This window comes from Variovorax sp. Soil_C_17, assembly GCF_057657265.1.
Window position 1 is genome coordinate 555571 of record NZ_JBDGIT010000002.1, and the last position, 24598, is coordinate 580168.

Consider the following 24598-nt stretch of genomic DNA (forward strand, 5'->3'; position numbering starts at 1 on the left):
CCCGCCAGCCGGTGCTGCGCGGGCGTGCGCCGCGGGTCATCGCGGCAACAGGATCACTGGAAGTTGCGGATCTTGTCGATGTTGGCCTTGCCGAACTGCTTCTCGAACTCGGCGTTGACGGGGGCGAGGGTGGTGACGAACTTGGCCTTGTCCACGTTCTCGATCACGGTCATGCCCTGGGCGCGCAGCTCCTTCACGCCGTTGGCGTCGTCCTGGTCGACGCGGTCGCGATTCGCCTTCGCGGCCACCTTGGCGGCCTCGAGGAAGGCGGTCTTGTCGGCGGCGCTGAGCTTGTCGAAGGCGGCCTTGTTCATCAGGAAGATGCAGGGCGAGTAGACATGGCCGGTCAGCGACAGGTGCTTCTGCACCTGCGAGAACTTGGCCGCCATGATCACCGACAGCGGGTTCTCCTGGCCGTCGACCGTGCCCTGCTGCAGCGCCGTGAACACCTCCGGGAAGGCCATCGGCGTGGTGATGATGCCCAGGCCCTTGTAGGCCGCGATGTGCACCGGGTTCTCCATAGTGCGCATCTTCAGCCCCTTGAGGTCTTCCGGCCCCTTGACGTCGCGCTTGCTGTTGGTCATGTGGCGGAAGCCGTTCTCGGCCCAGGCCAGGGCCTTGAAGCCCTTGGCGTCGAACTTGGTCAGCAGCTCCTGGCCGATCGGCCCGTCGAGCACCGCGCGCGCATGGGCCTTGTCGCGGAACAGGAAAGGCACGTCGAGGATCTTGGCCTCGGGCACGAAATTGGGCACCGGCCCGGTGGAGGAGAAGGCGAGTTCCTGGGTGCCGAGCTGCACCGCCTCGATCGACTCCCGCTCGCCGCCGAGCGAGCCGTTGTAGAAGGTCTCGATCTTGTAGCGGCCGTTGGTGCGGGCCGCCACTTCCTTGGCGAAGGCGTCGATCGCAACGCCCTGGTGGGAGTTCTGCGCGGTCGAGATGCTGATCTTCATGGCCGTCTGCGCGAATGCCGCGCAGGCCATGCCGAGGCCGAGGACGAGGCCGGCGGCCAGTCGGTTCAACTTCATGGGGAGTCTCCTGTCGATGTGACGTTTTGCAAACGTATGACTATGCATTGGTAGGCAGCTTCACGGCGTCGGGATTTTCACGGACGTAATCGCGAATCACGTCCTCGAAGCTGGCATCGGGCAGGAGGCCCAGGCCGCGCGCGCGGCGTGCCTCGATGCGGCCCGGCCAGCTCTTCACGATGCGCTGGACGGCCGGATCGGGCGTGCGGTCGAGCAGGGCGGTGGCGGCCTTGCCGGCCACGCGTTCGAGCGCCGTGGCCATCTCGCCGACCGTGAGGCTGAGCGAGGGCAGGTTGAGCGCGGTGCGCGGGCCCCATTGCGCATCGCTGGCCTCGGCGGCGCGAATGATGCCTTCGACGGTGCGCGCCGGGGAGGCCAGCGCCACCAGGGTGTCGTCGGGCACCGGGACGGCTGCGCGGAGGCCGGCGAGCGGCTCGCGGATCATGCCGCTGAAGAAGCCCGAAGCCGCGCCGTTGGGCAGTCCCGGGCGCACGCTCACCGTCATCAGCCGAACGCTGCGGCCGCGGACGAAGCCCTTGCGGGTGTAGTCGGCCACCAGCTGCTCGCCGATGAACTTCTGGATGCCGTAGCTGGTCTGCGGCGTGGGCAGCGTGTTGTCGTCGATGACCTCGGGCAGCGGTTGCTCGGGCGAGTTGCCGAAGACCGCGAGCGAGCTGGAGAACACCAGCACCGGGGCGGTGCCGGCGCTGCGCAGGCGTTCGAGCAGGGCATTGGTGGCGCCGAAGTTGCTGCGCATGCCGAGGTCGAAGTCGGCTTCGCATTCGCCGCTGACGGCGGCGGCGAGGTGGAAGACGGCGTCGGCATCGGCCCAGTAGCCGGCGTCGGCGTCGGCCAGCTGGGCGTTGAGGTCGCCTGCGACGGCCGCGATGCGGGTGTCGGCTGCGAGATCGGCCTGGGGCGGGGTGCGGTCGACCAGCGTGATGCGCTCGATGGTCCGTGGCGTGGCGCCGGCCAGTGCGAGCGTGCCTTGGGCCAGCAGCGTGCGCGCCAGGCGCGTGCCCAGAAAACCGGCGCCGCCGGTGATGACGATGTGCATGGTGTCTCCTTGGGGGCGCCCAGTCTATCGCCTGTATCGACTTCTGCTCCGCAAGCGGGAAGAGGGAGCAAGACATGGTGCAATGCTTTCCGAATCCACCACCCATCCCTCATGAACCTGCGATTCGTCGAAGCCTTCCACTGGGCCGTCGCCCTCAAGAGCGTCACGCGGGCCGCCGAGAAGCTGCATCTCACGCAGTCGGCCCTCTCCAGCCGCATCGCAGCCCTCGAGCGCGAACTGGGCGTGCTGCTGCTGGACCGCCGCGACAAGCAGTTCCGCCTGACGGTGGCCGGCCAGCGCTTCCATGCCTTCGCCCAGCGCCTGCTCGAAATGCAGATGCACATCAAGGCCGAGATGGGCTCCGGCGCGGTGCGCGCGACCGTGCTGCGCGTGGGCGCCATTGAATCGGTGATCCACAGCTGGCTCACCGGCTGGCTCAAGCACATGCAGGCGACCTATCCCGATTTCGAGCTGGAGCTCACGGTCGAAACCACGCCGGTGCTGGTCGACCAGTTGCAGCGCGGCAAGCAGGACCTGATCTTCGCCGCGCTGCCCGCCGCAGGCGACGGCGTGCGCACGCGTGCGGTGCCGCCGATGCCGATGTGCTTCGTCGGTCACCGCGAGCTGCACCTGCGGCGGCGCTACAAGCTCCACGACCTGCTCGCGCTGGACCTGCTCACCTTCCAGCGCGGCTCGCAGCCGCACGTGGCGCTGCTGGAGCTGTTCCGCGATGCGGGCAGTCCCGCGCCGCGCGTGCATGCCATCTCGTCGATCTCGGCGATGGCCCAGCTGGTGGAGGCCGGCTTCGGCGTCGCCACCCTGCCGCGGGCCGTGGTCGAGCCGCTGGCGCGGCGCCTGCCGCTGCGGGTGCTGCCCTGCGAGGACACGCTGGAGCCGCTGCCCATCTACGCGAGCTACCGGGACGATCCCTCCTCGCCGCTGCTCGAGGCTGCGCTCGGCTCCGCCGTGGTGCATGCCTCGCACGGTTCCAGGTCATCGAAAAAATCGATGGGCTGAGCAAGAAACTTTGCGTTGGCGTTCGGGAGTGCGGATTCCCACAATCCGCTCCATCACCTCACGGACGCCTCCATGTCGACGCTTCAAGTTCCCGACGCCGCGAGCAGCGCGCGCGACGTGCGCCTCGCAGCCCGCAGCGGCGCGCTGCAATCGCACACCAGCGGCCTGGCGAGCGCGCACGTCCAGGGCAACCTGGTCATCCTGCCGAAATCGCATGCCGCGGACTTCCTGCGCTACTGCCAGGCCAATCCCAAGCCCTGTCCGCTCTTGGGCGTGTCGGAGCCGGGCGATCCTGCCTTGCCGATGCTGGGCGAAGACATCGACATCCGCAGCGACCTGCCGCGCTACCGCGTGTGGCAGGGCGGCGAGCTGATCGACGAGCCCGGCGACGTGCGTGCGCTGTGGCGCGAAGACCTGGTGAGCTTCGTCATCGGCTGCTCCTTCACCTTCGAGCATGCGCTGATGGCCGAAGGCATCGCACTGCGGCACGTCGTGCAGCAACGCAACGTCGCGATGTACCGCACGAACATCGCCACCGTGCCGGCCGGCGTCTTTCGCGGCCCGATGGTTTGCTCCATGCGCCCGCTGCGGGCGGCGGATGCGATTCGCGCGGTGCAGGTCACCGCGCGCTTTCCGGCCGTGCACGGCGCGCCGGTGCATCTGGGCGCCCCGGCGCTGATCGGCATCCGTTCCCTCGCCCATCCCGACTACGGAGACCCGGTCGAAGTCATGCCCGACGAGCTGCCGGTGTTCTGGGCCTGCGGCGTCACGCCCCAGGCCGCGCTGGCCGAAGCGCGGCTGCCCTTCGCCATCACCCACGCGCCGGGCGCGATGCTGGTCACCGACCTGCCGCATCACCGCCTGGCGAGCTTCTAGCCAAGACCCCGATTCAAGAAACCAAGGAGACAAACGCATGAACACCGCGGAACCCGTTCACCCCGCCGCCGATGCGCCGACCGGCGGCAGCTGGCTGACGACGCTCGACCGCAACGAGAAGCGCACGCTGGCCGCATCCTTCAGCGGCTACGCCGTCGATGCCTTCGACTACTACACGCTGCCGCTGGTCACGCCCATCCTGCTCACGATGTGGGGCATGAGCAAGACCGAGGTCGGCTTCATCGGCACCGCCACGCTGGTCGCCTCGGCACTGGGCGGCTGGCTGGCCGGCATCCTGGCCGATCGCTACGGGCGCGTGCGCATCCTGCAGCTCACCATCCTGGTGTTCGCGATCTTCACCTTCGCCTGCGGGCTGGCGCAGACCCCCGAGCAGCTGCTGATCGCGCGTACGCTGCAGGGCCTGGGCTTCGGCGGCGAATGGGCGGTGGGCTCGGTGCTGATCGCCGAGATGATCCGGCCGGCCTACCGCGGCAAGGCGGTGGGCCTGGTGCAGAGCAGCTGGGCCGTGGGCTGGGGGGCGGCGGTGCTGGTGTCGATGGCGCTGTTCTCCTTCCTGCCGCCGGAGATCTCGTGGCGCGTGATGTTCCTGCTGGGGCTGCTGCCGGCGGTGCTGATCGTCTTCATCCGCCGCTCGATCCGCGACCCCGAAATCTATGTGCAGACGCGCGCCGCCATCGCCCGCGGCGAGCGCAGCGGCAACTTCCTCGCGATCTTCAAGCCGGGCATCCTGGGCACCACGGTGCTCGCGAGCCTGCTGTTCACCGGCATGCAGGGCGGCTACTACGCCATCGGCGTTTGGCTGCCGACCTTCCTGAAGAACGAGCGCCACCTCACGGTGCTCGGCTCCGGCGGCTACCAGTTCATGTTCATCGCCGGAGCCTTTCTCGGCTATCTGTGCGGCGCCTACCTGTCAGACCGCCTGGGGCGCCGGCTGGCCTTCATCCTGTTCGCGATCGGCGCCGGCACGCTTGTGTACGCCTACACGCTGCTGCCGATCACCGACGGCCTGATGCTGGTGCTGGGCTTCCCGCTGGGCTTCTTCATGTCGGGCATCTTCAGCGGCGCAGGCGCCTTCCTCGCCGAGCTGTTCCCCAACGAGCTGCGCGGCTCGGGGCAGGGCTTTTGCTACAACTTCGGGCGCGGCATCGGCGCCACCTTCCCGGCCCTCGTGGGTGTGCTGAGCGACCGCATGCACATGTCGCTGGGCACGTCGATCGGCGTGTGCGCGGCAGTGGCCTACGCGATGGTCGTCGTGGTCGCGCTGTGCCTGCCCGAGACGCGCGGCCGCGACCTGCACCAGAACTGAAAACCAGGCTCACCCCCAGGCGCCTCCACGCCCGGAAACCCCTCATCTCCTTTCCCATGAATCCGCATACCTCTTCGACCCCTTCGCGCTGGCAGTTCTGGATCGACCGCGGCGGCACGTTCACCGACCTGGTCGGGCGCGACCCCGAAGGCCGCCTGCACACCCTCAAGCTCTTGTCGGAGAACCCCGAGCAGTACCGCGACGCGGCGGTGGAGGGCATCCGCCGGCTGCTGGGCCTGAGCGCCGGGGAGCTGGTCACGCCCGAGCGCGTCGAGTGCGTGAAGATGGGCACCACCGTGGCCACCAACGCGCTGCTGGAGCGCAAGGGCGAGCGCACCGTGCTCGTCGCCACCGGCGGCTTTCGCGACGCACTGCGCATTGCCACCCAGGCCCGGCCGCGCCTCTTCGAGCGCCGCATCGTGCTGCCCGAGCTGCTCTACGAGCGCGTGATCGAGGCCGACGAACGGGTGGCCGCAGACGGCGAGGTGATACGCGCGCTGGACGAGCCCGCCCTGCGCGCCGCGCTGAGAGAGGCCTTCGACGCTGGCCTGCGGGCCTGCGCCGTCGTCTTCATGCACGGCTGGCAGCACCGGGCGCACGAGCTGGCGGCCGAGCGCATCGCCCGCGAGGCGGGCTTCACGCAGGTGTCGGTCTCGCACAAGACCAGCCCGCTGATGAAGCTGGTGCCGCGCGGCGACACCACCGTGGTCGACGCCTACCTGAGCCCGATCCTGCGGCGCTACGTGGACCAGGTGGCGCAGCAGATGCCGGGCGTGCCGCTGTTCTTCATGCAGAGCTCGGGCGGGCTGACGCAGGCGCAGCGCTTCCAGGGCAAGGACGCGATCCTGTCCGGGCCGGCGGGCGGCATCGTGGGCATGGTGCGCACCGCGCTGGACGCGGGCCATCCGCGCGTGATCGGCTTCGACATGGGCGGGACCTCGACCGATGTGTCGCACTACGCCGGCGAGTTCGAGCGTTCCTTCGAGACCCACGTGGCCGGCGTGCGCATGCGCGCGCCGATGATGAGCATCCACACGGTGGCCGCGGGCGGCGGCTCGGTGATCGCCTTCGACGGCGCGCGCCTGCGCGTCGGGCCCGAATCGGCAGGCGCCAACCCGGGCCCGGCCAGCTACCGGCGCGGCGGGCCCCTGACCACCACCGATGCCAACGTGCTGCTCGGCAAGATCCAGCCGGCGCATTTCCCGAAGGTCTTCGGGCCGGGTGCCGACGAGGCGCTGGACCTCGAAGCGGCTCGCAGCGGCTTCGGCGCCATGGCGCAACGGATGAGCGAAGCCACGGGCCGGGACGTGAGCGCGGAGGAGGTCGCCAGCGGCGCGCTGCGCATCGCGGTGGCCAGCATGGCCAACGCGGTCAAGCGCATCTCGGTGGCGCGCGGCTACGACGTCACGCAGTACACCCTGCAATGCTTCGGCGGCGCGGGCGGCCAGCACGCCTGCCTGGTGGCCGATGCGCTGGGCATGCAGCGGGTCTACCTGCATCCCTTTGCCGGCGTGCTGTCGGCCTTCGGCATGGGGCTGGCAGACCAGCTGGCGATGCGCGAGCGCGCGCTGGAGCGCCGGCTCGATGCCGACGGGCTCGCGGCGGCGCGCAGCACGGCGCTCGCGCTGGCCGACGAAGCCATCACCGAGCTGCACGCCCAGGGGGCGAACGGCGCCGGCATCGGGACCGTCCATCGGGTGCAGCTGCGTTACGAGGGCACCGACACCGCGCTCGCCTGCACGCTGCCCGTGGAGACGCCCCAGGGCGAGGCGCTGGACGCGCTACGCGCCGAATTCGAGGCCGCCTACCGCCGCCGCTTCGCCTTCCTGATGCCGGAGCGCGCGCTGGTGATCGAGGCGGTGACGGTCGAGGCCTCGGCCGCCGGCGAGCGCGCCGCTGCCTCGCCATCGGGCGCCGGCGAAGCCGTCCGGCACGTGCCGCGGCCGCATGCCGCGGTCCGCGTCTTCTGCGATGCCGACGAAGCGCCGGCCGGCTGGCGCGATGCAGCGCTGCACCTCGAGAGCGAACTGCGCCCCGGCGCTGCCATCGACGGCCCGGCCATCCTCGCGGGCCGCAACGCGACCACGGTGGTGGAGCCGGGCTGGCAGGCGCGCGCGACCACGGCCGGCGTGGAGCTGCACCGCGTGCGTCCGCGCGTGGCGGCGCAGGCCGTGGGCACGCAGGCCGACCCGGTGATGCTCGAGGTGTTCAACAACCTCTTCATGAACATCGCCGAGCAGATGGGCCTGCGGCTGCAGAACACGGCCTACTCGGTGAACATCAAGGAACGGCTGGACTTCTCCTGCGCGCTGTTCGACGTGGAGGGCCATCTGATCGCCAATGCGCCGCACATGCCGGTGCACCTCGGGTCGATGAGCGAGTCGATCCGCACTGTGATCGACGGCAACCCCGGCATGAAGCCGGGCGACGTCTACATGCTCAACGACCCTTACAACGGCGGCACGCACCTGCCGGACATCACGGTCGTGACGCCGGTGTACCTGGCGGCGGGGGACGCGAAGCCCTCGTTCTACGTGGCCTCGCGCGGGCACCACGCGGACGTGGGCGGCATCACGCCGGGCTCGATGCCGCCCTTCTCGAAGACCATCGACGAAGAGGGCGTGCTGATCGATAACTTCAAGCTGGTCGAAGAGGGCCGTCTGCGCGAGGCCGCGCTGCGCGCGCTGCTCGGCAGCGGGCCGCACCCCTCGCGCAACGTCGAGCAGAACCTCGCGGACCTGCGCGCGCAGATCGCCGCCAACGAGAAGGGCGTGCAGGAGCTGCAGGCGATGGTGGCGCAGTTCGGGCGCGGCACCGTGGCTGCCTACATGGGCCACGTGCAGGACAACGCCGAGGAGTCGGTGCGGCGTGCCATCACCGCGCTGAAGGATGGCGAGTACACCTTGCCGCTGGACAACGGTGCGCAGATCCGCGTGCGGGTGCAAGTCGATGCCGCTGCGCGTGCCGCCACCGTGGACTTCACGGGCACCAGCGCGCAGCTGCCCAACAACTTCAACGCGCCCAGGGCCATCACCATGGCAGCCGTGCTCTACGTCTTCCGCACGCTGGTGGACGACGACATTCCGCTCAATGCCGGCTGCCTGAAGCCGATCCGCGTGGTCGTGCCGCAGGGCTGCATGCTCAACCCGGTGGCGCCGGCGGCGGTGGTGGCGGGCAACGTCGAGACTTCCAGCTGCGTGACCAACGCGCTCTACGGCGCGCTGGGCGTGCTGGCAGCCAGCCAGTGCACGATGAACAACTTCACCTTCGGCGACGGCGAGCACCAGTATTACGAGACCATCTCCGGCGGCTCGGGCGCGGGGCCGGGCTTCGACGGCACGAGCGTGGTGCAGACGCACATGACCAACTCGCGCCTGACCGATCCGGAGGTGCTGGAGTTGCGCTACCCGGTGCGCCTGGAGAGCTATGCCATCCGCGCCGGCTCGGGCGGGGCAGGGCGCTGGCGCGGTGGCGACGGCGGGGTGCGGCGCATCCGGTTCCTGGCGCCGATGACGGCTTCGATCCTGAGCAACGGCCGCATGCACGGGGCCTTCGGCGGCGCGGGCGGCGAGGCCGGCGCGGTGGGGATCAACCGGGTGGAGCGGGCTGGAGGCGGGGTCGAGGCGCTGGGCCACATCGGGCAGGTGCAGATGCAGCGCGACGACGTGTTCGTGATCGAGACGCCGGGTGGCGGGGGATGGGGCTTGGCTCGAGGTTCGGGGATGCTGCAGGGGTGATCGAGCCGGAGACCGACACCTTGCTGGTCTCCGGCCTGACACCGGGTCAGAATGCTGTCGGTTTGCACTCGGTCGTGGAGGTGCCATGAGACCCGACTCCCACATGCCTCGTCTTGCCGCAGCCTTGCTGGGCGCGGTCGCGCTGGCCGGCTGTGCTTCGATGTCGGAGCCGGGCATTCCCAGTGCGTCCATGGCGCCCTTGCCGAGTGCCATTCGCGCGCCCGCGGGCGAGCGCGCGGCCTTCACCTGGCAGGCCACCGGATCGCAGATCTACGAATGCCGTCCCGCCGAAAAAGGCGGCTGGGCCTGGCAGTTCGTGGCGCCCGAGGCCGACCTCTTCGGCGCCGGCGGGCAGAAGGTGGGCACGCATGGTGCCGGTCCGCACTGGACCGCGCTCGACGGCAGCCGGATCGTCGGCACGGTGAAGGCGCGCGCCGATGCGCCGCGGGCGAGCGACATCCCATGGCTCCTTCTGTCCGTGAAGTCGGCCGGCACTGCCGGCCGGATGGACGGCGTCACGAGCGTGCAGCGCATCAACACCGTCGGCGGCGTTGCGCCGGCCAAGGGTTGCGAGACCCAGGCCGACCAGGGCAAGCGCGCGAAGGAGCGCTACAGCGCCGACTACGTGTTCCTCGTGGCGCGCTAAGGCCTTCGGCAAGAAGCTGCGCCTACATCCCCACGTAGTTCGGCCCGCCGCCCCCTTCGGGCGTGACCCACACGATGTTCTGCGTCGGGTCCTTGATGTCGCAGGTCTTGCAATGCACGCAGTTCTGCGCGTTGATCTGCAGCCGCTGCTTGCCGTTGTCGCCGGCCACGAACTCGTACACGCCGGCCGGGCAGTAGCGGGCCTCGGGACCGTCGTACTCGGGCAGGTTGATCTCGGTGGGCACCGCGGCGTTCTTCAGCGTCAGGTGCGGGGGCTGGTTCTCCTCGTGGTTGGTGTTGCTGATGAACACCGAGGAGAGCCGGTCGAAGGTGAGCTTGCCGTCCGGCTTGGGGTAGACGATCTTCCTGGCATGCGCGGCCTTCTTCAGGCGCTCGTGGTCGGCCTGGTGGCGGTGCACCGTCCAGGGGATGTGGCCGCGCAGCACGTACTGCTCGATGCCGGTCATCAGCGTGCCCACCGTCAGGCCCTTCTTGAACCACTGCTTGAAGTTGCGCGCCTTGTTCAGCTCGCGGTAGAGCCAGCTCTTCTGGAACGACGCCGGGTAGGCGCTGAGCTCGTCGTGCTGGCGCCCGGCCATCACCGCGTCGTAGGCGGCCTCGGCGGCGAGCATGCCGGTCTTGATGGCGGCGTGGCTGCCCTTGATGCGGCTGGCGTTCAGGTAGCCGGCGTCGTCGCCCACGAGCGCCCCGCCCGGGAACACCGTCTTGGGCAGCGAGAGCAGGCCGCCGGCGGTGATGGCGCGCGCGCCGTAGCTCAGCCGCTTGGCCGGCTTCAGGCCCTGGTCCTGGCCCTCGAAGTACCAGCGGATGTTCGGGTGGGTCTTGAAGCGCTGGAACTCCTCGAAGGGGCTCAGGTGCGGGTTCTGGTAGTCGAGGCCGACCACGAAGCCGACGATCACCTGGTTGTTCTCTGCGTGGTAGAGGAAGGAGCCGCCGTAGGTGTCGGGGGGCAGCGGCCAGCCCGCGGTGTGCACCGCCAGGCCGGGCTCGTGGCGGGCCGGGTCGATTTCCCACAGCTCCTTGATGCCGATGCCGTAGCTCTGCGGGTCCTTGCCGGCGTCGAGCTTGTACCTGGCGATCAGCTGGCGCCCGAGGTGGCCGCGCGCGCCCTCGGCGAAGATGGTGTACTTGGCATGCAGCTCCATGCCGAGCTGGAAGTTCTCGGTCGGCTCGCCGTCCTTCCCGATGCCCATGTTGCCGGTGGCCACGCCGCGCACCTTGCCGTCTTCGGTGTAGAGCACCTCGGCCGCGGGGAAGCCCGCGAAGATCTCCACGCCCAGGGCCTCGGCCTGCTGTGCCAGCCAGCGCACCACGTTGCCCAGGCTGACGATGTAGTTGCCCTCGTTGTGAAAGTTCTTGGGCAACAGGAAGTTGGGCGTGCGATAGGCGCCGGTCTCGCTGAGCATCAGGAAGGTGTCCTGCGTCACCGGCTGGTTGAGCGGGGCGCCTTGCTCTTCCCAGTCGGGCAAGAGCTCGTAGAGCGCGCGCGGGTCCATGATCGCGCCCGACAGGATGTGGGCGCCGGGCTCGGACCCCTTTTCGAGCACCACCACCGAGATGTCCTTGCCGTGCGAGGCCGCCAGCTGCTTGAGGTGAATGGCGGTGGCCAGCCCGCCGGGACCGGCACCGACCACCACCACGTCGTATTCCATGGCTTCGCGGGGGCCGTACTGGGCGAGGATTTCGTCGTGGGTCATGTGGGGGTCTCGTCGATAATGGTTTGAGGGGGCGAGGCGCCGCGAAGGGCCGGGCCATTTTATGCGGCGCCCACCGTGCCTCCGGCACGTCGCCCCGGCGACTCCAACAGGACCTTTCCTCATGGCTTACAGCATCGATCTTTCGGGCCGCGTGGCCTTCGTCACCGGCGCATCGAGCGGTCTCGGCGCGCAATTCGCCAAGACCCTGGCCCGTGCCGGCGCCGCGGTGGTGCTGGCCAGCCGCCATACCGATCGCCTCAAGGAGCTGCGCGCGCGCATCGAGGGCGAGGGCGGCGATGCCCACGTGGTGGAGCTCGACGCGACCGACGTGAACAGCATCAAGGCCGCCGTGGCGCGCGCCGAGACCGAGGTCGGCCCCATCGACATCCTGGTCAACAACTCGGGCGTGAGCACCACCCAGCGGCTGGAGGACGTGAAGCCGCAGGACTACGACTTCATCTTCGACGCCAACGTGAAGGGCGCCTTCTTCATCGCCCAGGAGGTGGGCAAGCGCATGCTGGCGCGCGCCCGCGGCGCGGCGCCCGGCACCTATATCGGCGGGCGCATCGTCAACATCGCCTCGGTGGGCGCGCTGAAGGTGATCCCCAAGATCGGCGTCTACTGCATGAGCAAGGCGGCCGTGGTGCAGATGACCAAGGCGATGGCGCTCGAATGGGGGCGCTTCGGCATCAACGTCAACGCGCTGTGTCCCGGCTTCATCACGACCGACAACAACGAGGACCACTGGGCCTCCGACGACGGCCAGAAGCTGGTCGGCGGCCTGCCGCGCAAGCGCCTGGGCAAGCCGGAAGACCTGGACGGCCTGATCGTGCTGCTGGCCAGCGGCCAGGGGCATTTCGTCAACGGCGCGGTGATCGCGGCCGACGACGGATACGCGCTCTGAGCCCGGGCGCGGTCATCGGGATCGCGGCCGGCCTGGCCGCGGGAGCGCTCTGGGGCCTGGTGTTCGTGGCGCCGCGGATGGTGGGCCATTTCGGCATGGTGGACATCACGGCGGCGCGCTTCCTCGTCTTCGGCGCGGTGGCAGGGCTGGCGGTCTGGTGGCGGCCGCCCGGGCACCGATGGCCCGATGCGCGACAGGCCCTGGTCGTGCTGGCCTTGAGCGGGCTGGGCTTCACCGGCTACTACCTGCTCCTGGCCTTTTCGATCGTGGATGCCGGCACCGAGGTGCCCAGCCTGGTCATCGGCACCATTCCGGTCTGGATGATGCTGCTGGGCCGGCCGGCAGGGTTGCGCATGGCGGCCTTGCTGCCGGGCCTGGCATTGACTGCGGCCGGGATCGCGCTGATGGTCTGGTCGGCCTGGCCCCAGGATGGCATCGCCGGCGCCGCGCGGGCGCACTTCGGGCGGGGGCTGCTGCTCGCCACGCTCGCGATGGCCAGCTGGACGGCCTTCGGCCTGCTCAACGCCGCCTGGCTGAAGCGCCATCCCGAGGTGCATGCGGCCGACTGGGCCAATTGGCTGGGCATCGCCACCGGCCTGGGCGCCTTCGTGCTGTGGCTGGCCGCGGGGTCTGACGTGGCGAGGCTGCGCGCGCAGCCCGACGGCGCCTTGTTCGTGCTGCTGGCGCTGGCCGGCGGGCTGGGCTCTTCGTGGCTGGCGACCGTGCTGTGGAACATCGCCAGCCAGCGGCTGTCGGCGAGCTTGTGCGGACAGCTGATCGTGAGCGAGACGCTGTTTGCCTTGCTCTATTCCTTTTTGTGGGATGGGCGCTGGCCGCATGCGAGCGAGCTTGCGGCGGCGCTGTTGTTTGTGATGGGCATCCTTGCGTCCATCAAGGCGCATCGGTGAGAGCCGGGGCCTCGGCCGAAAAGGCGGGTCTGAGCCCGAGTTCCGGGGCCAGGGCGCGAGGGGCGCCCATGCTTCGTGGGCAGGGTGCCCCCCAATGCGCGATCAGGTGGCGGTCGCGATGTCAAGCTCGGGCAACTTGCCTTCTTGCCACAGGTCCAGGTAGCGCTCGATCCTGTCCACCACGGCCAGCCGGAGCCGCGCGTATTGGGCTGCGGTGAGCGAGGCGTAGCCGCGGCTCTTCAAGTGGTTGACGATCCGGTCCACGCCGAGGAGTCCATTGCCCGGCAAACCAGCTCTGTTCATCACCAGTGCGAGGCGTTCGGCATCGTGGACGACCTTGGGAGATTCGGTGGCCTCGCGCGCCGCGTTCGCTGTCGCGCGATTGACACGGCGGAGAGCAGCGAAGCTGCCTGGCTCGGCGACGTAGGCCGACAACTGGTTCACCCAGGTCGCTTGAAAAGAGCCGGCAAGTTTGGACTCCCTCATGAATGTCTCAACGGCCAGGCGATGCGCTTGCGTCTGGATTGCCCTGTTGCGCATCACCATCTGTGCCGCCTTGCTGGACAGAACGCTGCGCCTGGGGTCCGCAGTCACGGCCCGCAACTCCCGCAGACGGTGGTTGGTCTTGACCACCTCATCCCACTGCCAGGGAGTCAGGCTCGCGAGCTGGTTTTCATCCAGGACCAGGCTTGCGATCCCCAGCCTCGGATGAAAGAGGTGACGTGTCCAGGAGAAGATTTTCTCGTCGTGCCGGGTATTCAGCAGTTCCAGATCCAGGATCTTGCCGTCGGCCGCGACCACGGCTTGGCCGAACAGATCGACCAGGGACGCGCTCGAACGCACGTGCAGGCTTCTCACCTTGGACTGCTCGATCCACCGGCGTGCTTCGTGAACCGCGATCTCCGGGGTGACGAATTCACCCTCCAGCGTGAACTGCTCGATCGACTCGCTGCGCAGAAGCTCGGGCAGGAAATCCGGCGCCAGCGCCACGGGTTTGCCATCGCCCAATAGGCACAACCCGCGCAACTTTGTCTTCGCCAGCTCTTGCGCCAGCGATCCAGGCACCATTTCCTCCAGGCTGAGGACGATGCTCAGCGTGCGGTTCGCCTCGTTGGCCTTGAGAGCGCTTACCAGATGGTCGAGGTCATCGCGGCTGCAGATCGTTACCGTGACGTCGCACGCGATGCCATGCGACAGGATGCCTCCAAGCATCCACACCTGTTTCTTGTGGCCATCGAGGCGCACGAGATCCGAGAATGCCGGCCAGCGTCGCTGGATCGCCGCGACGATCTTCATGCATCGCATCTCGCCGCACCAGACCACACACGCCTCGAATTCGTCCCGCCGCGGCTGTCTTCCTTCCATGGCCATTCGCACTGCCGCGCAAGGCTCCATATCGGTATTCACCATGGACTGCACTTGTTGTCCCAGGTCCGGGTCCTGGGCACCCTCCGGCTGGTGAACTGGCGGCGAGACGTGGATCTCTTCCGACAGGATGGAGGTGGCAATACCTGTCAAGCCCTGCCGAAGCTGCCCAACCAGCCAAAGCCGTAGATCGGTGCGCAACGGCAGCTCGAACTGACGGGTGATCCAGCGCAAGTCTTCTTCGACGAAGGACTTCGCGGAAGCGATCAGTTCATCGATCGTCTTCTCGGCGGCAGGTGTGGTGCGGAACGCCGACCACATCGATCGCGATGTGGCGGCCAAACTGCGGATGTCTCGCTCTTCAAGGGAGCGCAACATGCCTTGCAATGCGTCGGCAACTGCCGCAGACATGTGCCACTCTCCACTCCACAGGTGAACGAGCGACTTCAACATCGCCGGCACCGCTTCGCTGTAGCGCTCGTGGTTGATCTTGAGGTGAGGACCGACAGCGGCTGAAAGCGCTTGAGTCATCTGTTCGCGGGCATCGGAGAAGAATCGAAGTGTGGCGATGGATGGACTGCCATGAACGGCATCCACGAAATCTGGTCTGCCATAGGCACGCACGATGGACGCATCAAGGCCGAGTGTTGATATGCTCTGCTGGCCTCGGAGAAGCAGGCCGAGATCGATATCGCAAGCATCCGCCGCTGGGAGCCGTCGCAACTTGAGCTTCGCGAGGCGACACTGCGGTCCAGCGGCGGCGATGGCTTCCACACAGGTTTGGAGGACATCGTCGTTCGCCCTGATGGACAATTTTTGCAACCGGCCGCACACGCCCTGCTTGATGACAGCCATCAGCTCGGCACGGTCGATCTGAGTGCTGGTGCTTTCAAATTTGACGGCCTCTATCGACTTGAGGGACAAGGCCGACGACAACAGCGATAACTGATCCTCCGGGTCATTGCCGCCCAAGTGCAGCTTGACCGTGACCACCGAAGGTGTCGTGGCGACCGCCTGAAGCATCATCTTCAGGTTCTTGAAAGACGCGTCGTCTTCATCAGCCCAGTCGAAAGCAACGGTGCGTATCTTCACACGCTGCAGATTGAGCGTTTTGATGGCGATCTCGACGCAACGCTCACTTTCGTTCTCATCCCCATAGACATAAAAATCGAAGGCAATGCCGAGATCGTGCACCGCTTCCAACATCTCCCAGTCGCTTTCGTAGGCGAAGATCGGCCCGGTGAAGTACGGATACCGGATCTGGATTGCATAAACTACATTCGCGCAGTCGTGGTCCACGCAACATCTCAGGACGCTGCTGAAATCGTCGTAATGCTTGCATACCGGGCCGATACCGGCGAGAAAGTCAAGAAGGCCTGGCTCTTCCTCCAACGGCAAATTCGGCAAGCGCAGCATCAAATAGCGCTCACCTCCGGGCGCGTTCGGTGCAGCAGGATTTTCCGCATCCGCGGCGTCCGTGGACTCTTGCCCCAGCCATAGGTATTGCGCTTCTGACGGGCGATGAGCCACGTACTTCAGGTTCGTGAGTTCAGTGCGGAGCGAGCCACGTTTCGCGCCTTGCGCCAGCACCAGGTCCTTGGCAGATGAGGATCGCCAGACGGTAGAAAGGCCCAGCTCCGCCTTGTTCCCCGACCTCGCGCCGTTCAGTGCGATCGCATTGGCATAGGCGTCCGCCAATTGGATACTCATCGAGCCACGATCGTCGCGCGCCAGCATCCGGTCGAGAATCCTCTGTCCCAGCACCGGCCAGGCGTCGTCGTGCCATGCGAGACCGGTGTCGAGGCTGACACTCCAGAGATTTGCATTGGCCATCGCATCCGTGATGAATCCCGTCTCCAGTTCGCACTTGCCTTGCTCCGGGCCGCGGAGGGTCAGGTGTCGAATAGAAGAGCACGCGGCGACAGCATGCCCAAGACCGGCCACCAGACTGCCGTCGCTCGGCCGGTGCCATGCTGGGAACTCAAGAATGAGTTCAAAAATCGCGCACTGGGGGCTGGCGAGACACGTCGCGAGGTGCAGCGACATTGCAGGATCGCTCACCGCGAGTCTCAAGGTGCAAGCAATGCGGTGCGATGTGATCTCTGTAATGGCGGCGGCCGCATCGCTGTCCGGCAAAGACATCAGATCGATGCAGCCGCTGAACGCTTGCCACTTGGACTGCATGAAGGTCACGATGTCCGGGCGCCCGTGCTGCACGCACCACAGGAAGCATGAGTGGAAGTCCGAGGGAGAGGGCGCCTTGCGACCAAGGAATGCATCCAACGCTTTACAGGCCCCCTTGTTTGGCACATTGCCATAGGGAAACAGCCGCTTTACCAGCGACTGATCCACGTCAGGATCATGCGCCTGCCCGTTCCGAGCGGAATCTGTGAGTGAAAGGTCGTCACGGAGGGCCGCTGAACTTCGCTTCATGGTGTATGGTCTCTGATTGATAGTGGGGTGAGCCTGTCTGTAACCGGTCCACCGACTTGGTTCCGGCGCTCCCATCAACGCACACCGATGAAAATCGAAATCCCCGAAGTCAAGAAGCTGGTCTGCGAAATGACGATCCCCATCCGCTGGGGCGACATGGACGCGATGGGCCATGTCAATAACGCGAGCTACTTCCGCTTCCTCGAGACGGCGCGAATCGACTGGTTCCATTCGCTCGGTACCGTGCCGAGGCCCGAGGGGCAGGGCATGGTGATCGTGAATGCCTTCTGCAATTTCTACAGGCAGCTCGAGTACCCGGGCGACGTGCTGCTCAAGATGTACGTGAGCGACCCCGGCCGCACCACCTTCGAGAGCTGGGCCACCATGGCCCGCACCGATGCGCCGGATGTCATCTGCGCGGCAGGCGGGGCGACGACGATCTGGGTGGACGTCGCGAAGCAGAAGGCACTGCCGCTGCCGGACTGGCTGCGGGCGATCGTGAGCTGAAAGGTTCAGTACACGTAGACCGCGCCTGCGGCCAGCGCGCTGTTGTCCTGCTGGTTGCCCCCGAGGCCGGTCGCGGCACTGCCTTCCGAGATGGCGCCCACGGCCAGGGTGCGTGCATGGGCGTCGAGGGAAACGGCATAGCCGAAGGCGTCCATGGCGTCCGGATTGGATGCCTTGACAAAGGCCGTGCGGCTCCAGATGTTGGGAGACTTTTCTCCATAAAGGTGGACAGCCCCCGTCCTGAAGCTTGCGGCTGAAGTGCTTTCGGTGCCGTTGACGCCCGCCGACGTGGCTGCGTCGCCGGGAGCGCCGACTGCCAGGATCGCGCCGTCACCCGACAGAGCCACGGCCTGGCCGAAGCCGTTCTCGAAGCCTAGAGAGGGTGCCTTGATATAAGCCCCGCGATTCCAGGTGTTGGCCAACTGCCAGTACACGAATGCGGCGCCGCTCGTCACTGTCAATTGCGTCGTGTCGGGATTGATGCCGGTGCCCATGGAGTTTTCTGTCGGCGCACCGACAGCCAGCACGTTCCCTGCGTGCGACAGCGCGACCGAGGAGCCGAAGTTCGAATAGGCACGCTGGTTCGTCACGCGCCCATGCAGCGACCATGCACCGCCCGTGCGCCGAAAGACATGAACCGCGCCTGCCGCCTGCAAGGACGTGTCGGGCGGCCAGGGCAGGGTGACAGTTTCGTTTCGCGCGCCCACCGCCACCGTGCTCCCGTCGGCGGACATCGCAATGGCGATGCCGAACATGGAGGTCGATTGGGGCGAGGCCGCGAGCAACTGGGCCTGAGGGCTCCAGCTCGTGCCGGTCCGGCTGAAGACATAGGCGGCGCCCGCACGGTCCGCTCCGCTCGAATCCGAGATCGCGCCGGCAGCCAGCAGGTTGCCATCGGAGGACAGCGACACCGAGTGGCCGAAGACGCCGGTGGTGCTGGAGCCGAAGGGCTTGAGGTAGGCCTGTTGTGTCCAGCCGAGCGCGCTGTTCGCGAAGACATACACGGCGCCCGTGGAGGGCGCTCCATCGTCGTTGCTGGCGCCGATGGCCAGCGTTTGCCCGCTGCTGGAGAAGGCGATCGCGGTACCGAAGCCGTCGCCCGGCTTGGGATTGGGCGCGCCGAGCGTGGTCCGCAAGCTCCAGCCCGTGCCGATCCGTGCATAGACATGAACCGCACCCGGGGCAGGCGTGGGCGAGCCATAGAGGATGCCGGGCGCTCCGACGGCCATCCATTTGCCGTCGAAGGAGAGGGCGACGGCGTAGCCGAAGAAGCGCTGCGTGGCCGTATCGCCGGCCTTGAAGTAGCCGATGGCCTGCTTCATGTCCGGAACGATGGGCTGCGAGGACGAGCACCCGCCCGCATTGCACGCGCTGATGACGAACTTGAGATTGGCGAACTGCGGCAGGAACAGATCGGACAGCTGGTAGCTCGTGGCCGTGATGTTGTTGACGCGCGTGACGAAGAAATCCGGCATCGTCCACATCAGGGTGTTGTCCAGCAGCTGGTAGTAGGTGGCACCGGGACTCGGGGTCCAGGAGAAGCGCAGGGCCTTCAGGTCGTAGCCGACGCTCACGTTCGCCGGCGGCGGTGGAGCTGCCACCCGAGGGGCGCACACGGCCTGGACGCTGTCGGCCGGCGAGCTGGCCACGCCGGCCACTGCGGCGACGGCACAGGGCTGCCCCGCCGCCTGGGTGGGTACCATCGCCGTGCGCAGGCGGTACGGCGGACCGCCGGGATGCGAAGATCCGGACGCGCGGTCGGCGGCCATCATCGGCCCCTCGCCGCTGTCGCTGCGCAGCACCGCGGCGCCCTTGGGTCCCTCGTCGGCGCCGCCGATGACGGCCGGTTCGGATCGGGTGGACGAGGGCGAAGCGCCCAGCAGCGGCGCTGAATCGCCGCCGCCTCCACCGCAACCCGCGAGCAGCAATGCCGCGAGACCCGTTGCCAAAGCCATCCCCTGGATGGCACGGGACATGCCATCCCGCCGCACGCGAACTTCTTCCACCATGCCCTCATCCGTTGTTTACTTTTTTTAACGAGGAATGGTAACAGCGGACCCTCAAGCGCTCATGCCGCCTCCAGCACGCCTGCAAGCAGCGCCACATCGCGAAGCACTTCGCTGACGGTGATGCGATCGAGGTCCCCGAACTTCACCCGACCGTGGAATCCGGAAGTACCGGCCCGGCGCAGCACGATGCTCGGAAGGCACTGCCGGGGCTCGAAGTCCGGCTCGCCGACGACCATGCCGGGCGTCAGTTCCAACTGAACTTCCAGCCCTTCGCCGGCCTGCTTGCTGTACCAGCCGACGTATCCGCCATCCTCGACCAAGCCGCGGCGCCAGCCGCGATCGACGAGCCCCATCACGCTCGCGGTGGCCACCGTCTTTCCGGCGAATCGCCGGATCTCGCTGTCCGCGTTTTCGGCATCCGTCAGGATGAAGGTCTCGCGCCCGAGCTGCTTGAACGGCTGCACGATCCCGTGATCGCCCATGCGCTGCCCGAACTCAGCCTGCATCGGCTGCGGCATCTCGAGCACATGGGCGATGCCGACGCTTGCATCGCCCGGAAGGTCGGTGTGCGCATTCTGTGCGTCTACCAAGACCGCGTCTTCCTCGATCCGGAAATACCGCGCCGGTGTACCCGCCCCTTTGTACACGCCCCACACCAGCCGTGTGCATAGCTGCCGCATCATGGGGTGATCGAGGATGAAGAGACGGAAGTCCCCCGCCGACCAGCGTCGGCGACGGACCATGGCCAATTCCATCCGCGGGATCTGCACGGCTGCGATGGCCCTGGCGTCCTTCTTCAATTGCTTGAAGCGCTCGACGGCTGCATGCGCCAGCGCTGCATCGTCCTGCGGGCCGGGCCTGGGCAGGTCCTTCAGGCGTATGCCTTGTGCATCCTGCACACAAGGCTTGAGCGTGCCGTCGAAGCGCACACGGAACTGCCGCGGTCCGAAGTCCAGTTGCACTGTGCCTCGGGGGTCGAGCTCCAGATCGGGCACCAGGCGATCGGCCAACTCGTCGGCGGTGAGTGCGCGCGCTTCGGCCATCGCGTCGATGTTGTCGCGGGCCCGGTCTTGCAGCCCCTTGAACGTCAGCTTGCAGGCAATCCCGTTCAAATGCATCAGCGCCATATCGCTGCCGATCGCTGCCAGCAGATTCAGGCCCGCTACGGCACGCTGATGCGCCGATTCGCCGGGCCATTCCCGGATGAAGGGCGTCAGCCGGTGAGCGGTCTCGTCGTTGCCGAAATGGCCCAGCGCCTCGAAGGCCCAGGCTTCCTGGACCGGCGCGCCCGCGGACATCCACGCTTCGAACAGGTCCCAGGCGAATTCGGCCAGCGAAGTCGGCGTGCAAGCATCCTTGACGATGGCCAGCCCGGGATAGGGCGAGTCCAGCGGGCTGATGGCCAGCATCGTGCCGATGTGTTCCATCGCGCTGTCGGGCAGACCTGCGCCACCGCGCCGCAGCACAGGCCGGCTCAACGACGGCGCGACGAAAAACCCGGCCAGCCTGGGCATGCGCGACGGCAGGACCTGCAGCGGATCTGTTTGCTGCAGCGCTTGCAGGGCCCGTACCATCTCCGAGCCGTGGCGCGCTGCCGCCTCGTGCGCTTCGGCCCCGAAGCCTTGGGACAGCAGCCAGCGCACACCGTGTTGCGCCTGGTTGCGCTGCGTCCCGTCCCGGCCGAAGGCCAGTGGCAGCGCCGTCGTCAGCGTGGTGAAGGGGTGGGCCGTCATCCATGCGATGGCGGCCGTTCGGGCCTTCCTGAGGTGGCGCAGGGCATGCAGTGACGTGGGCACAAATCGGGCGCTGTCCACGTCCATCGCCAGGGCCAGTCCCTCTGCGGCGTGGCGTTGCGCGTAGGCCGCGAGTCCCGGCAGCGCGGCTTCGCCATGCTTTGCGAGGATGGCCCGGATGGCATCGCCGCGGCCGGTACACCACAGTCTCGAGGGATAGCTGTTCCATACCGCCAATGCAGCCGGATCGGGCAGCAGCAGCACGAGGTCCGGCACCTCTGCGTCGATTGCGTGCTGCGGGAGTTCGACGTCGCCCTCCCGCAACGCTTGGCCGCCCATGACGCTGGCCTGGCCGGCCGGGGTGATGCGCAGGGCTGCGAGCCAGTGCGCGGCGGAGCGGTCCAGGCGTTGCAAGCGCCACGCGCTGGTGAGCGGACCGGTTGCCGCGCTCGCCTTGTCGGCCAGGTTCCATCGGATGGTTTCGGGCAGCACGAGCGCGGGAAGGTCCAGCGTCGGCAGTTCGATTGACGCACGGCCGTTCGCCCATGGCGGTTGGCGAAGCAGCGGCGGCAATTGCTCCGGCGCGGCCTCTTCGATCTTCATCGTGGACAGCAGTGCCTCGAAGCGCTCCTGCTCGGCGCTCGTCAACGCCTTCAATGCCGCCGGTTCGCCCAGGGCCAGGCGGACCGCCCAGCTCCGGGCCAGGTGCGAACGGGAGGCCAGCGCGTGCTCGGTCATGTACTTGAGCGTCGCGGCCGGATGGTGCCGGGCCAGCTTCTCGAGTGCGGCACGCGCTTCCTTGTGTGTCATCCATTCGACCAGCAAGGGCAGGACTTGCGATGCCGGCATGCGCTTGATCAGTGCGTTGAACTTCAGGCGGTTGTCGCGGCTCGGCGCGCTGCGCAGCACCTCCAGCAGCAGCCTGGACGCGCCGTCGTGGGCCGCCGTGTGCGGGGCGCTTTCGTCCTCGGCTTTGCCGGCGCATGGGGATTGCTCGAATCGTTGCATGGCCTTCCTGTTCCGTCCTGGCTATGTCGAGCCATCCATGAGGAGACGCTCGCCGCTCGGCCCGATGTCGCCGCAGCCCGGTCGTCAGTGCGCCGTCGACGAGGTCGACGACGCTCGACTCCTATGTAACTCGGCCTCGCTCTTGGTTCCGCTCAGACGAATGCCCTGGAACCGACACCATCGCGAGGTGCCAGGATGCCTCGGAGGAATCGCCGAGGCCGACGGCCTGCTCGCGCTCGCCGCTCAGGATGGGTCCAGCACGATCCGCGCCTCGAACCCGGTCGCCGCCCCCGGCGGCGGCGATGTCAGCTCCAGCCGCGCCCCGTGCTTCTCGACGATGGTGTTGACGATCGAGAGCCCGAGCCCGTAGCCCGCGCTGTCGGAGCTGTGGCGCACGTGCCGTTGCTGCAGCGTGCGCAACTGCGCGCTGCCCACGCCCGGGCCAAAGTCGCGCACGGCCAGGGTGGCGGGCGCCATCACCTCGACCACGACGCGGCCGCGGCCGTAGCGCAGGGCGTTCTCCACCAGGTTGCGCAGCGCGATCGCCAGCGCATCCACATCGCCGAGCGCCACGGGCGCCTCAGCGTCGGGCACCTTCAGCGACAGGCGCTCGTTGACGCGCGGGTCCTTCCAGAACTCCTGCGCGACGGTGCCGGCGAGTTGGACCAGGTTGACTTTGGCGCGCGCGAGCGAAGCGCCCGATTCGGCCCGCGAGAGCTGCAGCAGCTTCTCGGCGCGGTGGCCCAGCACATGCAAGGCGTCGAGCGCGGCCTCCACGTCGTGGCGACGCAGGTCGTGCTCCAGCGCGGTCTGCAGCCGCAGCCGGGCGGCCGCAAGCGGCGAGCGCAGCTCGTGCGCCGCGTTCGCCGCGAGCGCACGCTCGACGTCGAGCGCCTGCGACAGCCGCTGCATCAGCCGGTTGACGTCGTCGCCCACCGAGCGCAGCTCGCGCGGCAATCCGGCGAGGGGGATCGCCCGCAGGTCCGAGCCGTTGCGCAGCGCGATCTCGCCGGCCAGCACTTGCAGCGCGCGCAGCTCGCTGCGCGCCACGTTGCGCAGCACCAGCGCCAGCAGGGGAAGCATCGCCACCAGCGGAATGATCAGGCCGAGCAAGGTGCGGTTGAGCGCGGTGCGGCGCTCGTCCAGCGGATCGGCCACCTGAAGGTAGAGGCCGAGCGTCGGATGGCGCGCGGTGTAGATCCGCCAGGCCTCGCTGTCTGCGAAGCCCTGGGCCAGCGGCACGTCGAAGGCATTGGCCGGCGCTTCGGCGGAGCGCAGCAACACGCGCTCGTGAACGTCGACCATCTGGTAGAGCACCGCGTCGGTGGGGTAGAGCTGCGGCGGCGGGATCAGCGGCAGGGCGGCCCCTGGGCGCCCTGCGCGCAGCTTGTCGAATTCCTGCACCGCGGTGTCGAAGGTGCGGTGCGCGACCTCGGCCAGCTCGTTGTCGAAGTTGTGGTTGATCTCGCGGTCCACGTACCAGACCACGCCCAGCACGCACAGCAGCCAGACGCCGCCGACCCAGATGATGAGCGTGCGCGTCAGCCGCCCGGCGAGCGAATCGCGGGACCCGAGCTCGGCCTTTGCCTGCTGCAGGAAGCCGAGTTTCATTCGTCCTCGTCTTCGGGCGAGTACGACAGCCGGTAGCCCAGGCCGCGCAGCGTCTGGATGTGGTGGCGGCCCAGCTTGCGCCTCAGGCGGCTGATGAAGACCTCCAGCGTGTTGCTGTCGGCCTCGTCGCCGAAGCCGTAGAGCGCATCGGCCAGGTTGTCGCGCGTGTGGATGCGTTCGGGCCGCGTCGCCATCACGCGCAGCAGCGCCCACTCCTTCTGCGTGAGCGTGACGGGCATGCCGTCGTTGCGCACCAGGTCGCGCGCCAGGTCGATCTCGAGCTTGCCGAAGCGCAGCACCGGCGTGCTGGCGTTGCTGCGGCGGCGCTCGACGGCGCGCAGCCGCGCCAGCAGCTCGGCCGGGTCGTAGGGCTTGATGAGGTAGTCGTCGGCGCCGGCGTCCAGGCCGCGGATCCGGTCCGTGACCTGGTCGCGCGCGGTGAGCACGATCACGATCGGACGGTCGCGCAGGGCGCGCACGTCCGGCAGCAGCGACAGGCCTTCGCCGTCGGGGAGATGCAGGTCGAGCAGCACGGCGGCGTACTGCACCGCCGCCAGCGCGGCGCGCGCCTGCGCCAGGCCGGGCGACACGTCGACCACGAAGGCCTTGGCCTCGAGATAGCTGCAGACCGCGCTGGCCAGCGCGGCATCGTCCTCGACCAGCAAGATGCGCACGTCCACTTCCCTCCTTCAAAGAAGCCGAGTCTAGGCGACGCTTC

General features: G+C 67.9%; 16 protein-coding genes. 8 read left to right on the forward strand and 8 right to left on the reverse strand.

What is annotated here, in order from left to right; translation table 11 throughout:
• Positions 1–53 precede the first annotated feature (53 nt).
• Together AC3A6Y_RS11270 and denD are read right to left on the reverse strand one after the other, a co-directional pair.
• Positions 54–1025, reverse strand: coding sequence for a TRAP transporter substrate-binding protein (locus AC3A6Y_RS11270; RefSeq protein ID WP_487868309.1), 972 nt, complete (start codon positions 1023–1025; stop codon positions 54–56).
• A 40-nt stretch (positions 1026–1065) separates the two neighbouring features.
• Complete coding sequence (gene denD, locus AC3A6Y_RS11275; RefSeq protein ID WP_487868310.1) at positions 1066–2082, reverse strand: D-erythronate dehydrogenase; 1017 nt, start codon at positions 2080–2082, stop codon at positions 1066–1068.
• A gap of 111 nt (positions 2083–2193) precedes the next feature.
• On the opposite strand from denD, the gene AC3A6Y_RS11280 reads away from it, so the two are divergent.
• The 5 genes from AC3A6Y_RS11280 to AC3A6Y_RS11300 all read left to right on the forward strand — a co-directional run bounded on the left by AC3A6Y_RS11280 (position 2194) and on the right by AC3A6Y_RS11300 (position 9685).
• Positions 2194–3099, forward strand: coding sequence for a LysR family transcriptional regulator (locus tag AC3A6Y_RS11280; protein WP_487868311.1), 906 nt, complete (start codon positions 2194–2196; stop codon positions 3097–3099).
• 72 nt (positions 3100–3171) lie between these two features.
• Positions 3172–3975: a putative hydro-lyase gene (locus AC3A6Y_RS11285; RefSeq protein WP_487868312.1), complete on the forward strand. Its 804-nt coding sequence runs from the start codon at positions 3172–3174 to the stop codon at positions 3973–3975.
• A gap of 37 nt (positions 3976–4012) precedes the next feature.
• Positions 4013–5302 (forward strand): MFS transporter, encoded by a 1290-nt coding sequence (locus AC3A6Y_RS11290; protein WP_487868313.1) that lies wholly within the window; start codon positions 4013–4015, stop codon positions 5300–5302.
• A gap of 56 nt (positions 5303–5358) precedes the next feature.
• Entirely contained in the window at positions 5359–9039 is a 3681-nt protein-coding gene (locus AC3A6Y_RS11295; protein ID WP_487868314.1) for a hydantoinase B/oxoprolinase family protein, read from the forward strand.
• Between the two features lie 85 nt (positions 9040–9124).
• Positions 9125–9685, forward strand: coding sequence for a DUF3455 domain-containing protein (locus AC3A6Y_RS11300; protein WP_487868315.1), 561 nt, complete (start codon positions 9125–9127; stop codon positions 9683–9685).
• Between the two features lie 22 nt (positions 9686–9707).
• Here AC3A6Y_RS11300 and AC3A6Y_RS11305 read toward each other — a convergent pair whose 3' ends face one another.
• Positions 9708–11402: an electron transfer flavoprotein-ubiquinone oxidoreductase gene (locus AC3A6Y_RS11305; protein ID WP_487868316.1), complete on the reverse strand. Its 1695-nt coding sequence runs from the start codon at positions 11400–11402 to the stop codon at positions 9708–9710.
• Between the two features lie 121 nt (positions 11403–11523).
• Here AC3A6Y_RS11305 and AC3A6Y_RS11310 point away from each other — a divergent pair, with 121 nt between their 5' ends.
• Together AC3A6Y_RS11310 and AC3A6Y_RS11315 are read left to right on the forward strand one after the other, a co-directional pair.
• A complete protein-coding gene (locus tag AC3A6Y_RS11310; protein ID WP_487868317.1) occupies positions 11524–12306 on the forward strand; it encodes an SDR family oxidoreductase in 783 nt (260 codons plus the stop codon).
• A gap of 77 nt (positions 12307–12383) precedes the next feature.
• Complete coding sequence (locus AC3A6Y_RS11315; protein ID WP_487868318.1) at positions 12384–13214, forward strand: DMT family transporter; 831 nt, start codon at positions 12384–12386, stop codon at positions 13212–13214.
• 102 nt (positions 13215–13316) lie between these two features.
• Here the strand turns inward: AC3A6Y_RS11315 and AC3A6Y_RS11320 are convergent, their stop codons facing one another.
• Positions 13317–16931 (reverse strand): hypothetical protein, encoded by a 3615-nt coding sequence (locus AC3A6Y_RS11320; protein WP_487868319.1) that lies wholly within the window; start codon positions 16929–16931, stop codon positions 13317–13319.
• Positions 16932–17099: 168 nt separating this feature from the next.
• Here AC3A6Y_RS11320 and AC3A6Y_RS11325 point away from each other — a divergent pair, with 168 nt between their 5' ends.
• Complete coding sequence (locus AC3A6Y_RS11325) at positions 17100–17519, forward strand: acyl-CoA thioesterase (protein ID WP_487868320.1); 420 nt, start codon at positions 17100–17102, stop codon at positions 17517–17519.
• Between the two features lie 5 nt (positions 17520–17524).
• Here AC3A6Y_RS11325 and AC3A6Y_RS11330 read toward each other — a convergent pair whose 3' ends face one another.
• From AC3A6Y_RS11330 to AC3A6Y_RS11345, 4 genes are all read right to left on the reverse strand, one after another.
• Positions 17525–19495 carry a hypothetical protein gene (locus AC3A6Y_RS11330; protein ID WP_487868321.1) on the reverse strand — a complete coding sequence of 657 codons (1971 nt, stop codon included), beginning with the start codon at positions 19493–19495 and terminating at the stop codon, positions 17525–17527.
• A 92-nt stretch (positions 19496–19587) separates the two neighbouring features.
• Positions 19588–22086 carry a DUF4132 domain-containing protein gene (locus tag AC3A6Y_RS11335; protein ID WP_487868322.1) on the reverse strand — a complete coding sequence of 833 codons (2499 nt, stop codon included), beginning with the start codon at positions 22084–22086 and terminating at the stop codon, positions 19588–19590.
• A gap of 426 nt (positions 22087–22512) precedes the next feature.
• Positions 22513–23880, reverse strand: a complete 1368-nt coding sequence (locus AC3A6Y_RS11340) for a sensor histidine kinase (protein ID WP_487868323.1) — start codon at positions 23878–23880, stop codon at positions 22513–22515.
• On the reverse strand, positions 23877–24554 hold the full coding sequence (locus AC3A6Y_RS11345) for a response regulator (RefSeq protein ID WP_487869046.1): 678 nt from the start codon (positions 24552–24554) through the stop codon (positions 23877–23879). The genes AC3A6Y_RS11340 and AC3A6Y_RS11345 overlap by 4 nt, the downstream gene beginning before the upstream one ends.
• Between the last annotated feature and the right edge of the window lie 44 nt (positions 24555–24598).